The sequence below is a fragment of the Enterovirga rhinocerotis genome (assembly GCF_004363955.1).
Classification (GTDB): Bacteria; Pseudomonadota; Alphaproteobacteria; order Rhizobiales; family Beijerinckiaceae; genus Enterovirga; species Enterovirga rhinocerotis.
Genome location: NZ_SNZR01000013.1, coordinates 876,493 through 889,499, shown reverse-complemented (window position 1 = coordinate 889,499; position 13,007 = coordinate 876,493). Strand labels below are relative to the sequence as shown.

Annotated in this window: 13 protein-coding genes; 10 read left to right on the top strand and 3 right to left on the bottom strand. The window is 67.8% G+C overall.

Annotated features, from left to right (window positions below; translation table 11 throughout):
- Positions 1-89 precede the first annotated feature (89 nt).
- Together EV668_RS15965 and EV668_RS15960 are read left to right on the top strand one after the other, a co-directional pair.
- Entirely contained in the window at positions 90-1,313 is a 1,224-nt protein-coding gene (locus EV668_RS15965) for an ABC transporter substrate-binding protein (RefSeq protein ID WP_342636839.1), read from the top strand.
- 140 nt (positions 1,314-1,453) lie between these two features.
- The gene (locus EV668_RS15960) at positions 1,454-2,422 is read left to right on the top strand and encodes a Bug family tripartite tricarboxylate transporter substrate binding protein (RefSeq protein ID WP_133771714.1); all 969 of its coding nucleotides are present in this window, start codon (positions 1,454-1,456) and stop codon (positions 2,420-2,422) included.
- A 96-nt stretch (positions 2,423-2,518) separates the two neighbouring features.
- On the opposite strand, the gene EV668_RS15955 is transcribed toward EV668_RS15960, so the two are convergent.
- A complete protein-coding gene (locus EV668_RS15955; RefSeq protein ID WP_133771712.1) occupies positions 2,519-3,502 on the bottom strand; it encodes a Bug family tripartite tricarboxylate transporter substrate binding protein in 984 nt (327 codons plus the stop codon).
- Between the two features lie 38 nt (positions 3,503-3,540).
- The gene (locus EV668_RS15950; protein WP_133771710.1) at positions 3,541-4,737 is read right to left on the bottom strand and encodes a CaiB/BaiF CoA transferase family protein; all 1,197 of its coding nucleotides are present in this window, start codon (positions 4,735-4,737) and stop codon (positions 3,541-3,543) included.
- Positions 4,738-4,824: 87 nt separating this feature from the next.
- Here EV668_RS15950 and EV668_RS15945 point away from each other — a divergent pair, with 87 nt between their 5' ends.
- From EV668_RS15945 to EV668_RS15910, 8 genes are read left to right on the top strand one after another with little or no spacing between them, the layout of a single operon-like run.
- The gene (locus EV668_RS15945) at positions 4,825-5,577 is read left to right on the top strand and encodes an IclR family transcriptional regulator (protein ID WP_133771708.1); all 753 of its coding nucleotides are present in this window, start codon (positions 4,825-4,827) and stop codon (positions 5,575-5,577) included.
- Positions 5,578-5,630: 53 nt separating this feature from the next.
- Positions 5,631-6,473, top strand: a complete 843-nt coding sequence (locus tag EV668_RS15940) for an alpha/beta fold hydrolase (RefSeq protein ID WP_166652499.1) — start codon at positions 5,631-5,633, stop codon at positions 6,471-6,473.
- Positions 6,474-6,529: 56 nt separating this feature from the next.
- On the top strand, positions 6,530-7,012 hold the full coding sequence (locus EV668_RS15935; RefSeq protein WP_133771704.1) for a MaoC family dehydratase: 483 nt from the start codon (positions 6,530-6,532) through the stop codon (positions 7,010-7,012).
- Positions 7,013-7,071: 59 nt separating this feature from the next.
- Positions 7,072-8,061, top strand: coding sequence for a TRAP transporter substrate-binding protein (locus EV668_RS15930; protein ID WP_133771702.1), 990 nt, complete (start codon positions 7,072-7,074; stop codon positions 8,059-8,061).
- A 10-nt stretch (positions 8,062-8,071) separates the two neighbouring features.
- On the top strand, positions 8,072-8,614 hold the full coding sequence (locus tag EV668_RS15925; RefSeq protein WP_133771700.1) for a TRAP transporter small permease subunit: 543 nt from the start codon (positions 8,072-8,074) through the stop codon (positions 8,612-8,614).
- 9 nt (positions 8,615-8,623) lie between these two features.
- Positions 8,624-9,913 (top strand): TRAP transporter large permease, encoded by a 1,290-nt coding sequence (locus tag EV668_RS15920; RefSeq protein ID WP_133771698.1) that lies wholly within the window; start codon positions 8,624-8,626, stop codon positions 9,911-9,913.
- Positions 9,910-11,088, top strand: a complete 1,179-nt coding sequence (locus tag EV668_RS15915; protein ID WP_133771696.1) for an acyl-CoA dehydrogenase family protein — start codon at positions 9,910-9,912, stop codon at positions 11,086-11,088. The genes EV668_RS15920 and EV668_RS15915 overlap by 4 nt, the downstream gene beginning before the upstream one ends.
- 1 nt (position 11,089) lies before the next feature.
- Positions 11,090-12,604 (top strand): AMP-binding protein, encoded by a 1,515-nt coding sequence (locus EV668_RS15910; protein ID WP_133771694.1) that lies wholly within the window; start codon positions 11,090-11,092, stop codon positions 12,602-12,604.
- Positions 12,605-12,710: 106 nt separating this feature from the next.
- Here EV668_RS15910 and EV668_RS24860 read toward each other — a convergent pair whose 3' ends face one another.
- On the bottom strand, positions 12,711-12,881 hold the full coding sequence (locus EV668_RS24860) for a hypothetical protein (protein ID WP_166652498.1): 171 nt from the start codon (positions 12,879-12,881) through the stop codon (positions 12,711-12,713).
- Positions 12,882-13,007: the final 126 nt, after the last annotated feature.

Here is a 13,007-nt window from a genome sequence, read left to right as displayed (position 1 = left end):
GACCGGGGCGCGATCGATGGATCGTCGCGCATGCACGGCGAGCCGCGCAGGCGCGCCGTCTCCCTGGCGATCGATAACGGGAGGACGTTGTGAAGCATATCTGTAGAGCGCTGCTCGCCGGGGTCGGGCTGCTCGCCCTGACCGGTGGCGCCATGGCGCAGGGAAAGGTCTCCGACGACGTGGTCAAGATCGGGCTGCTGCTCGATATGACCGGTCCCTACGCCGATAGCGGAGGCCCCGGCTCGGTCCTCGCGGCCCGGATGGCGATCGAGGATTTCGGCGGCACCGTCCTCGGCAAGCCCATCGAGATCATCTACGCGGACCACCAGAACAAGCCCGACATCGCGAGCGCGCGGGCCCGCGAATGGTTCGATACGGGCAAGGTCGACGCCATCACGGACGTCGCCGCCAGCGCGACCGCGATCGCGGTGGTCGATGTCGGCAAGGCGAAGAACAAGCCGGTCCTGATCGCTGCGGCCGCGGGCGGCTCGAGCCGCCTGACGAACGAGGATTGCAGCCCGATCAGCATCCACTGGACCTACAACACCCAGACCCTCGCCAAGGTCGCGGCGAACGCGATCACGAAAACGGGCGGGGACAGCTGGTTCTTCGTCTCGGCGGACTACACCTTCGGCCATTCGCTGGAGCAGGATACCGCGGCGCTCGTGAAGGCGGCCGGCGGCAAGGTCATGGGTGCGGTGCGCCACCCCCTCGGCACGGCCGATTTCTCGTCCTACATCCTGCAGGCGCAGGCCTCGAAGGCGAAGGTCATCGGCCTCGCCAATTCCGGCTCGGACACCGTCAACGCCGTGAAGGCGGCCCATGAATTCGGCGTCGTCGCGGCGGGGCAATCGATCGCCGGGCTGCTGATGTATATCAGCGACGTGCACGCGCTTGGGCTCGAGACGACCCAGGGCATGCTCTATGCGGACGGGTTCTACTGGGACCGGAACGACGAGACCCGCGCCTGGGCGAAGCGCTTCTTCGAACGCCACAAGCGCATGCCCACGGCCGCGCAGGCGGGCGAGTATTCGGCGGTCATGCACTATCTGAAGGCCGTCCAGGCCGCCGGCACCGACTCGACCGACGAGGTGATGGCGAAGATGCGCGAGATGCCGGTCAACGACATCTTCGCCAAGGACGGCAAGGTGCGCGCCGATGGCGCGATGGTCCACCCGATGTATCTCGTCCAGGTCAAGAAGCCCTCGGAATCGAAGTATCCGTGGGATTATCTGACCATCAAGCAGGAGGTCTCGGCCGAGGAGGCGTTCCAGCCCCTGTCAGAGAGCCGCTGCTCCCTCGTCAAGAAGTAGGGCGCTGCCCGACCCTCGACATCGCCGGTCCGGGACCGGCGATGTCGAGGCACAGCCCGCATCGTAGTGTCGGCGCCCTGAAGGCTTGATGCCTGCCTGATTGTCTGACAGTGAGGCGGCAACGATAACGGGGAAACACCATGCGACGCGTCTTTTGGGCGATCTGCGCCCTGCTCATTGCCGGCCCGGCCTTCGCTCAGGCCTATCCGAGCCGACCGATCACGATCGTCGTCGCCTATGCGCCCGGCGGGACCACCGACGTGCTGGCCCGGATCATGGCCAAGGCCATGACGGCGCAGCTCGGCCAGAGCGTCATCGTCGAGAACGTGGGGGGAGCCGGCGGCACGACCGGGACCCAGCGCGTCGTACGGGCGGAACCGGACGGCTACACGCTCACCATCGGCAATATGGGCTCGTTCGCGGCCAACGTCTCGCTCTATCCGAACCTGTCCTTCGACCCCCGCAAGGACCTCGCCCCGATCGGCCTCATCGCGACGATCCCGATGGTGGTCTCGGCGAGCAAGAAGTCGGGCATCACGGACATGGCCGGCTTCCTGAAGCGGCTCCGCGAGAAGGAGGGCAGCGTCAATATCGGCACGGCCGGAATCGGCTCGACCAGCCATCTCGCCGCCGTCGCCTTCCAGCACGTCACGAAGACGAAGGCGACCCTGGTCAATTACCGCGGCTCGGGCCCCTCGATCACCGACCTCGTCGCCGGTGTCGTCGACGTCGTGTTCGACCAGACCGTCACCATGATCCCGATGCACAAGGGCGGCAGCGTCACCGCCTTCGGCGTGTCGAGCAAGGCGCGCATCGCGCAGCTCCCCGACGTTCCGACCTTCATCGAAGGCGGTGTGTCGGAATTCGATCTCAGCGTCTGGAACGCGATGATGGCGCCGAAGGGCACGCCGCCGGAGATCGTCGCCAAGCTGGAAGCCGCTCTGTCGGCCTCGCTCGACGACCCCGAGGTCAAGCAGCGCTTCTCCGATCTCGCGGCGCCCGCACCCGAAGCGGCGGAGCGCGGAGCGGCCCATCTCGGCAAGCTCGTCGCCCGCGACGTGGACCGGCTCGGCGACATCGTCCGCGCGGCCGGGGTGAAGGTGGAATAGGCCGCCGTCCGGCCCCGATCCCTCAGGCCGGCACGGCATCGTCAGAGACACAGGAAGGCCGCCCACCGTGCCGATGGGCGGCCCGCCATCCGCGCCTCAATCGGCCTTCGCGCCGCTCTCCTTCACCACCGGGCCCCAGCGCTTGATCTCGGCGAGGATGTAGTCGCCGTATTCCTTCGGCGTCGAGCCGAGGATGGTGGCGCCCTGGATCGCGAGCTTCTCCTTCACGCCGGGATCCTGGAGGGCCTTCAGGACCGCGGCGTTGAGGCGCTCGACGATGGCCGGCGGCGTGCCCTTCGGCGCCATGATGCCCTGCCAGGCGCCGATATCGAAGTCCTTCAGGCCGACCTCATCGAGCGTCGGCAGATCCGGGAGCACGGGGACGCGCTTGGCCCCGAGCACGGCGAGCCCCCTGATCTGACCGCCGTTGATGAGCGGATGCGCCGAGTTGACCGTGTCGGTCATGAACTGGACGTGGTTTCCCGCAAGGCCGGTGAGCCCCGGCGCACTGCCGCGGAAGGGCACGTGCACGGCCTTGATGCCGTTCGTCGACTGGAACAAAGCCGCGCCGAGATGGGTGACGCTGCCGATGCCCGTGGAGGCGTAGGACAGTTCGCCTGGCTTCGAGCGCGCGTAGTCGATGAACTCCTTCACCGTCTTCGCGGGGATGGAGGGATGGATGATCAGGACGAGCGGGACCGTCGCGGTCAGGGCGATCGGCACGAGGTCGGTCTCGATGTTGTAGCCGAGCTTGGGATAGAGCGCCGGGCTGATCGAGACGGCCGAGGTGTTGTAGACGAGCGTGTAGCCGTCCGGCGCGGCCTTCGCGGTCGCCTCGACCGCGATGTTGCCGTTCGCGCCGGGCCGGTTGTCGATGATGACCTGCTGCTTCAGGTCGTTGCCCATCGCCTCGGCGATCACGCGGGCGACGAGATCGGTCGGCCCGCCCGGCGGGAAGGGCACCAGCATGCGGATCGGTCGGCTCGGATAGAGATCCGCCCATGCGCTCCCGCCCGTCAGAGCAAGCGCAGCGGCCCCGCCGAGCCCTGCCAGGGTTCCGCGTCTCGTAAACGTCGTCATGTCAGGTCGTTTCCTCGTTGATCGTTGATGGCTTCGGCTCATCCCGCCTTGGTCGCGGCGGCGATGGCGGCCTTGTCGAGCCCTGCTTCATGCAGGATCGATTCGGTGTCGGCGCCCTTGCGGGGCGCGTGCCGGACATGGCCCGGCTGGGTCTTCGACCAGGTGCCGGCGGCCCTGACGCGGCGGATCCGCCCCTCGGTCGGATGCTCGTCCTCGGCGAAGAAGCCGATCGCCTTCAGATGCGGATCGTCGAAGATCGTATCGAGCCCGTGATAGGGCATGACGGGAATGTCGGCCGCCTTGAGCAGCTCCATCCAGTCCGCCGTCGTGCGCGTCGCGAAGCGGGCGGCGACCTCCCCGTACAGCTCGTCGATATGCTGGTTGCGCGTGTTCATGGAGGCAAGGCGGGGATCGGTCGCGAAGGCGTCGCCCTCGCCCACCGCCTCGTAGAAGGCCCGCCATTGCTTGTCGTTGTAGACGAGCGCGCAGACATAGCCGTCGCTCGTCTTGTAGGGCTTGCGCTGCAGGGCGAGGAGGCGCGGATAGCCGCCCTGGTCGAGCGGAGGATCGAAGGTAAGGCCGCCGAGATGGTCGGCGATGACGAAGCCGACCATGGTCTCGAACATCGGCACGTCGATGCGCTGGCCCTCGCCCGTCTTCTCCCGGTGATAGAGCGCCGCATTGATGGCGCTGACGGCCGCGAGCCCGACGACCCGGTCGGCGATGGCCGAGGGCATGTAGCGCGGCATGGCGGCCCCCGCCTTGTGCATCAGCCAGGGGATGAGCGAGGCCCCCTGGATCAGATCGTCATAGGCTGGCTGGGCGGCATAGGGACCGTCCTGCCCGAAGCCGAAGAGACCCGCATAGATGATGTCGGGCCGATGGGCGGCGACATCCTCGTAGGACAGCCCGAGACGCGCCATGGCCTGCGGGCGGATGTTGTAGACGAGGACGTCCGCGCTCTCCGCAAGCCGCAGCAGCGCATCGCGCGCAGGCCCGTGCTTGAGATCGAGCACGATCGAACGCTTGCCGGTATTGGCGTTCATGAACAGCCCGCCCATCTCCGGATGGCGGCCGGGCGCGATGCCCCGGATCGGGTCGCCCGCCGGAGCCTCGACTTTGATCACATCGGCCCCGAGCTCCGCGAGATACTGCGTCGCCGAGGGGCCCATCATGACCGTCGTGAGATCGAGAATCCGGACGCCTGCCAGCGGTCCCGTCGCTTTCCGTTCCATCGCCCTTCGCTTCTCTCCCTGCGGCCCCGTCACCCACCTTGGGGCCGTTGCACGTCGTTCACGCGTTCAGCTACACGGCCTGCGGCCATGATCGTCAAGCAGGTCCAGAACGCACTCCAGATCCTGGAATTCTTCGCGAGCCGGAAGCGGCCCGCGGGGTTGTCCGAGATCGCCGATCACTTCGGCTGGCCGCGATCCTCGACCTTCAATCTCATCGAGACCTTGGCGCGCGGGGGCTACGTCTACGAGCCCCGCCATCGCGGCGGCTATTATCCGACCCACCGTCTGCTCTCTCTGGCCCAGACGATCGTGGCCCACGGGCCGGTCTCCGACGAACTCCACACCATGGTCGCGAACGTCGCCGCGGCCTCGGGCGAGACGGCGGTCCTGGCGGGATTGTCGGGTGGGGCGGGCGTCTTCGTCGACGTCGTGGAATCGCCCCATCCGATTCGCTACATCGCCGAGATCGGCCAGCGAATCCCCCTCTACGCGACCTCCGCCGGCCGTGCGCTGCTCTCCCTGCTGTCCCCGCGCGAGCGCGGCGCGATCCTCCGGAAGACGGACTATGTCCGCTACGCGCCGGCCACTCTCATGAGCGCCGAGGAGGTCGAGGCCGAGATCGCGCGCTCCAACGAGCGGGGCTATTTCGTCAACGACAACGGCTACTCGCTCGATCTCGTCGGCGTCGCCATTCCCCTCGCCCTCCCCGACCGTCACCTCTGCCTCCTCGTCGCCGGGCCCGCCTACCGGGCATCGGCCCAGTTGGAGCCCCTGGCAGCGCTGCTTCTGAGCGAGATCGCCCGCCTGGAGAACGGCGACCTTCGCAGCGGACTTGATTAGTTCACGACCGTGTATCACGCTCCACCCTGATGAACAAAATCAAGGGGAGTGGAATGCCGGATGACAGCACGGACGGGGGCGCACGCATCCTTCGGACCGCCCGCGGCCTACACGTCCGGATCGACGATCTGCGGCCGCCATGGAGCCGATCCGGCAGGCCGGTCGTCTTCCATCACGGGATCGGGACCAGCCACGAGATCTGGGCCGATTGGCTGCCGGCGATCGCCGCGCGGCACCCCGTGCTGCGCTTCGACATGCGCGGCTTCGGCCGCTCCGTCGTCCCGCCTGAGGACCACGTCTTCTCTATGGACGAGATGATCGACGACCTGTTCGAGGTGGTCGATCTGGCGGGATCGGAGCCGGTTCATCTCGTCGGCGAATCGATGGGCGGGACGATCGTCCTCGCGGCGGCCTGCGCCCGTCCGGACCGGGTCGCGTCGGTCCATCTGTCGAACGCGTCCTACAAGGGCAAGGGGCTCGGCGAGCTCGGTTATTGGCGGGACCAGTTCGCCGATGGCGGCGCGGCAGGCTGGAGCGAGCGGATGATGGCGAACCGCTTCGCGCCCGGGGCGGGCGAGCCCGATGCGCTGGCCTGGTTCGCTGCCGAGCAGGCCACAACCCGTCCCCATGTCGCCATGGGGCTCGGCGGCGTCCTCGCGCAAGCCGACCTGACCGAGGCTCTGCGCGAGCTTCGCATCCCGGTCTCGATCACGCTGCCGGATTCGAGCCCCTTCGTCCCGGTCGCTCACGGGGCCGAGATGAAGGCCCTTCTTCCCGCCTGCCGGCTGCGAGTCGTGCCGGGCACCCGGCACGGCCTGCCCTTTACCCATGCCCTCGAGGAAAGCCTCATCCTCCGCGAGACGCTGGCCTCCCTCGAGGACCGGCACGCCTCTTGACGCGTCCATGGTCATGGATCATGGGCCACACCAATGAATTTTGGAGCGAAACGTTCATGACGACGGACAAGGTGGACGGCTACGAGATCGTCGGACTGGGCATCCCGTTCGAGGGCTGGACGCCCGGGCGCCGCCTGCGCACGGTCGGGCGGACGATCACGGATGCCGACATCACCAACTTCGTCTGCGTGACGGGCATGCTCGAGGTCCTGTTCACCAACCTCGACTACCTGGAAAAGGAATCCCTGATCAAAGGCCGCCTCGCCCCGGGTGCGCTGGTCTATTCCTTCGCCGAGGGCCTCCTCATGCAGTCGGTGATGCAGCATACCGGCCTCGCCTTCCTGGGCATGGAACTCAAGATCCTCGCGCCGAGCTTCGCCGGCGATACGATCCACGTCCGTTGCGAGGTGACGGAAGCCCGTCCGACCTCGAAGCCGGGCCGCGGCATCGTCACCACCTTCAACGAAGTCGTGAACCAGAAGGGCGATGTCGTGCTGACCTACAAGGTCACGCGGATGGTCAAGAGCAAGAACGCCTGAAGACGCCGGGACGCACGGCGGAGCCCGCCCGGCAAGGGCGGCAACGAGGGAGGACAATCATGACGGTCATCGGTCGATGGGGATTGGCGGCGGGGCTGTTCGCCCTCGCCATGGGCAGCGCATCCGCGCAGACGGCGATTCCGCTGGCGACCTGGGGCGGCCAGTCCCATGTCGGAGTGCGCGAATTCCCGCCGGCCATGGAGCGAGCCCTCAAGGAGCTCGAGCCGCACGGCATCAAGTTCCAGCATTTCCCCGGCGGCCAGCTCGGCCAGGACAAGGACATGCCGGTCGCGATCCCGACCGGGCAGGTGAAGTTCGGCTGGATCACGGTCAACGGCTGGTCCGGCACCGTGCGGGACAGCAAGGTCATGGACGCCCCGACGGGGCTCAGCATGGCCCAGCTCGATGCGCTCATCGACAAGCCCGGCGGCCTGATGGAGCAGCTTCAGAAGGCGTTCCAGGCGAAGAACTCCGTCCTCCTCGGCCTCGCCGATCTCGGGCCGCCCGCCCTCGTCTCGAAAGTCCCCCTGCTGAAGCCGGCCGACTTCAAGGGCAAGAAGATCCGCGTCTTCTCCGAAGGCTTGGCGGAGGCCGTCCGGGCGCTCGGCGGCTCGCCCGTCCAGATCCCCTTCGCGGACGTCTACACCGCGATGCAGTACGGCACCGTCGACGCGGCCATCCTCGGCTTCCAGGGCGTCGAGAGCCAGCGCATGTACGAGGTCGGCAAGTACGTCCTCGTGCCGGCCTCCTTCTTCGGCACCACGATGATGGGCTGGGCCGCCAACAAGACGTGGTTCGACTCCCTTCCCGAGGCGGATCGCAAGGTCTTCGTGAAGGCGGTCGACCAGGCCTCGCGCCATAACCGCAAGGCGATCCTCGAAGAGATCGAGCACCTGACCAAGAACTACCGCGACCGCGGCATGACGGTGACCTTCCTCACCGAGCAGATGCCGGAATACGCGCAGTTCAAGACGGTGTTCGACCCCGTCCTGAAGGCCGCCCTGAAGCAGCTCAGCCCGCCGATCGCGGCGCTCGTGGCGCCGAAGTGAGGGCGTGAGCATGTCCTCGACGCTAGGCCGGGCGGCCGGCCTGGTCGTCCGGACCGTCGACGCGCTCGGCTGGCTCGGCGGCCAGTTCGCCAATCTCGGCATCTGGCTGCTGACGGCCTTCGTCACCTACGACGTGGCTCTGCGAACCCTCGCCGAGCCCACCCTCTGGGCCGGCGAGGTCAGCGTCTACCTGATGCTCGCGATCGCCTTTCTCGGAGCGGGCGCGACGCAGGCCGTCGACGGGCATTTCCGTGTCACCTTCGTCCGGGACATGTTCCCGCCGAGGGGCCGCGCGGTCCTGGACGTGATCTCGCTGCTTCTCGCCCTCGTCTTCGCCCTCATCTTCACCTGGGGCGCCTACACGCTCCTGTCCTTCTCCTGGATGCTCGACCTTCGCACCTCGACCATCCTGCAGGTCCCGCTCTGGATCATGCAGGCCTGCATGTTCGTCGGCGGCATCCTGCTCTCGCTCGCGACCCTCCGCGACCTGATCCGCGTCGCGCGGGAGGGAAGCGTGGTGGCCGACGAGGCCGAGGGCATCGACGTCATCTGAGGCAGCCCCGTGGAATTCATCGCGCTCGGGGTCATCGGCCTCTTCCTGCTCGCCCTCGCCATCGGCGTCCCCGTCTACAGCGCCATGGGCCTGTGCGCGGCGCTCGGCATCTATCTGGTCGAGGGCGGCGTCGGGCTTCCCAACAAGATGGCCGTGACCATCTACGGCTCGCTCGACAGCTTCGTCCTCCTCGCGATCCCGCTCTACATCCTCGCCGGGACCCTGCTTCAGGAGACCGGCCAGTCGACGAAGCTCTTCAACTTCGCCGCCTCCCTCGTCTCGCGCCTGAGGGGCGGCCTCGGCGTCGCGACCATCCTCGCCTGCGCGCTGTTCTCCGCCGTCTGCGGCTCGAGCATCGCGACCGCGGCCACGATCGGGCTCGTCGCCGTGCCGGCCCTGGCCGCGAACGGCTATCCGAGCGCGCGGGCCGGCGGCCTGATCGCGGCCGGCGGCACGCTCGGCATCCTCATCCCACCCTCGATCGCCCTCCTGATCTACGGCGTGCTGACGGACCAGTCGATCGGTGCCCTCTTCGTCGCGGGCGTCGTGCCCGGCATCATGCTGGTCGCGATCATGGCGCTCTACACGATCGCCTCGAACCCCAAGGACCCCCACCAGCGCCATTACACGGTTGGCGAGGTGGGCCGCGCCGCGCTCGACGCGCTGCCGGTCCTGCTGCTGCCCGTCCTGATCTTCGTGGGTCTCTATACCGGCATCGCGACCGCGACCGAGGTCGCGGCGATCGCCGTCGTCTACATCGTCACCGTCGGGCTCGCGATGAGGACCCTCGACCTCCGCAAGATCTGGCGGGCGGGGCTCTCGGCGGCCCATTCCTCGGTGATGATCTTCATGCTGATCGCCTTCGGGGCGCTCATGTCGTACTTCTTCACCATCACCGGCGTGCCCCATCGCCTGACCGCCGCCATCGCCGAATCCGGTCTCGGCTTCTTCGGCGTCGTCTCGCTGATGGTGATCTTCTACGTCGTGCTCGGCACGTTCCTCGAGGAACTGTCGATGATGCTGATCACGATCCCGATCCTCTATCCGGTCGCGATGCAGGCGGGGATCGATCCGCTGGCCTTCGGCATCTTCGTCGTGCTGGCGATCCAGGTGGCGCAGATCAGCCCGCCGGTCGGGCTCGTCCTGTTCGCCATCGCCAAGATCGGCAGCATCCCCTTCGACAAGCTTTCCCGGGCCATCGTGCCCTACTGCGTCCTGATGATCCTGATGATGTACGCCGTCTGCTACTGGCAGGGCATCGCCACATGGTTGCCGCGCACGATGGATTACAGCCGATGAGCGCCCCCATCGACAGCACCGCCCTCTGGCTGCCCTATGTGGAGCCCGGCTTCGTCGAGCCGCTCCGGACCTATGTGCGCGAGAGGATCGAGCCCGAGGCCGACCGGATCGACCGCGAGGACGTCTACCCGACCGAGATCATGAAGGCGCTCGCGCGGGACGGCCATTCGACCGTCATCCTGCCCGAGGAATTCGGCGGACGCGGGCTCGGCTACGAGCATGCCGCGGCGCTCTGCGAGGAGGTCTCCGTCGCGAGCGCGGCGGTCGGCGTGTCGCTGATCACGATCTTCCAGTGCCAGACGATGCTGCGCCTCTTCGGCCTCGACAGCCTGAAGCAGCGCTACCTGCCGGCCTTCGCGGACGGGCTGCTGTCGTCCTACGCCCTGACCGAGGCCCGCCACGGCAGCGACATCCGCTCGCTCGACACCAAGGCGCGCCGCGAGGGCGACGAGTGGATCGTCAAGGGCGAGAAGCACTTCATCACCTCGGGCTCGGCGGCCGAGTTCTTCGTGATCCTCGCCGAGACCGACAAGGGCGTCTCGGTCTTCGCCGTGCCGCGCGACGCCAAGGGCGTCTCCATCTACGAGGGGCAGAATTCAGCGACCTTCGGCCTGCGCAACGGCCCGCATATGAACGTCGTCTTCGACGAGGTTCGGCTCCCCTTCGACCACATGGTCGGCGAGGAGGGGAAGGGCGTGCGCCAGGCGGCGACCGTGCTGAACCATTCGCGCACGCTCGCCGGCGCCGTCTCGCTCGGCATCGCGCGGGCGGCCTTCGAGGGGGCGCTCCGCTTCGCGCGCGACCGTGTCGCCTTCGACCAGCGCGTCCTCGAGTTCCAGGGCATCCAGTGGTACTTCGCCGAGATGCTGACGGAGATCGACGCGGCGCGCCTGCTGATCTACCGCGCGACCGAGGCGCTGAACACGAAGGAGCAGGTGCCGCGCTTCGGCAGCGAGGCGAAGCTCAAGGCCTCCACGGTCGCGACCGCCGTCGCCACTCAGGCCGCCCAGATCTGCGGCGCCTACGGCATCATGGAGAACGCCCCCTTCGGCCGCTACCTGCGCGACGCCAAGGCCTACGAGGTCGCCGGCGGCTCGAACGAGGTCCTCAAGAACACCATCGCCAAGATGCTCCTGCCCATCGCCGGGCTCGATCCGCGCCGGAAGACCAGCTGAGATGTCGAACATCGCGAGCAGCCTCGCCGCGCAGGCGGCGCGGCGCGGCGCGGCGACGGCCGTCTTCGCCGACGAGGGCGACCTGTCCTGGCAGGACTGGGCCGACCTCTCGCTCCGCTCATCGGCCCGGTTCCGAGCGCTCGGGATCGCCGCCGGCTCGCACGCCGCCCTCCTCTGCACCAACCGGCCGGCCTATCTCGTCGCCTGGCTCGGCCTCGTGAATTCCGGCGCGGTGGTGGTCTCGCTGAACAGCGGCCTCGTCGGCGAGGGGCTGCGCTACGGAATCCGCCAGTCGAAGGCGAGCGCGCTGATCGTCGAGCGAGCGCTGTACGAGAAGCTCCGCGCCGATCTCGAGCCGGTCCTCGCCGGGCTCACCCTGATCGTCTTCGATGGCGAGGATGACCTCTATGCCGAGGCCCGGCGCCACGAGCCCGATCCGGTGCTGGATGCGGACGGCTCGGAGCCCGTCAGCATCATCTACACCTCCGGCACGACGGGGCCGCCGAAAGGCGTGCTGAACTGCCACGAGGCCTTCCTCGCCTGCGGCCGCGAGACGGCGACCCTGCTCGACATCGTCGAGGCGGACCGGATCATGGTGTTCCTGCCGCTCTTCCACACCAATCCGCAGATGTACGCGGTCATGACGGCGCTCGAGACCGGCTGCGCGCTCGTCATCCGTCCGAAACTCTCGGTCTCCGCCTTCTTCGACGATGCCCGCCGCTTCGGCGCGACGGTGTTCACCTATGTCGGCACCGTCCTCGCCATGCTGACGAGCCGCATCCGGGACGAGGTGCGCGACCATCCGATCACGCGCTGCATCGGCGGCGGCTGTCCGAAGGAGGTCTGGGGACCGGTGCAGGAGCGCTTCGGCATCACCCCGCACGAACTCTACGGCATGACCGAGGTCGGCGGCTGGGTGACGGGTAACCGGCGCGAGGCCTATCGCTTCGGCTCGGTCGGCAAGGCGCGGCCCGATGTCGAGGTCGCGGTCTTCGACGCGCAGGACCGTCCGGTGCCGCCCGGCACGCCCGGCGAGATCGTCGTGCGGCCGAAGGAGCCGGACACGATCCTCCTCGGCTATTGGGACAATGCGCAGGCAAGCTGGGAGGCCTCGCGGAACTTCTGGTTTCACACGGGCGATGCCGGCCAGTTCGACGAGGACGGCTATCTCTACTTCCTCGGCCGGACGAAGGAGATCATCCGCCGGGGCGGGGAGAACATCTCGCCCTTCGAGATCGAAACGGTGCTGCTCGACCACCCGGGCATCCGCGACGCGGCCGTGGTCGCGGTGCCGGATCCGATCTGGGGCCAGGAGATCAAGGCGGTGGTGGTGGCGGAGGGAGAGCTTGCCCCGCAAGCGGTCCGCGACTTCCTCGACGGGCGCGTTCCCGCCTACATGCTGCCGCGCTACGTGCAGCTCGTGTCCCTCATCCCCCGCACCGAGACGCAGAAGATCCAGCGCAAGGCGCTGCAGGAGAACGAGAGCGGCGTCGTCGATTTGGTGGGGCGCTCCTAGCGAGAGCGAACGTCAGGCCTGCGGGCGCACTATCGAGGCGAATGCGAAGCGACGCGGCGCCTCGTTGCGCGTGCGCCCTCGAGAACTCCTCCGACGGGAGACCCGCTCAGCGCCTGACGCGGACGGGCGCGAGGCGAAGGGGCGGGTCCAGCCGCGACGCGGTGACCTCACGAATGAGCCGCGCCGCATGGGCCCGGCGCTCGTTCCTATCCCGCTCTTCCTGCCGCGAGCGCTCCTCGGGATCGATCCCGAAGAGACGGCGGACGATCGTCAGCATCCTGTCCTCCATCGCTTGCAGGCATCAAACGCCCCAAACGTTTCAGGCGAATGTCGTCCGCGCACTGAAGCGACACCGAGGCGGACGCAGTCGGCGATATGCTCGCCGGCTTCGATCGGTTCCATT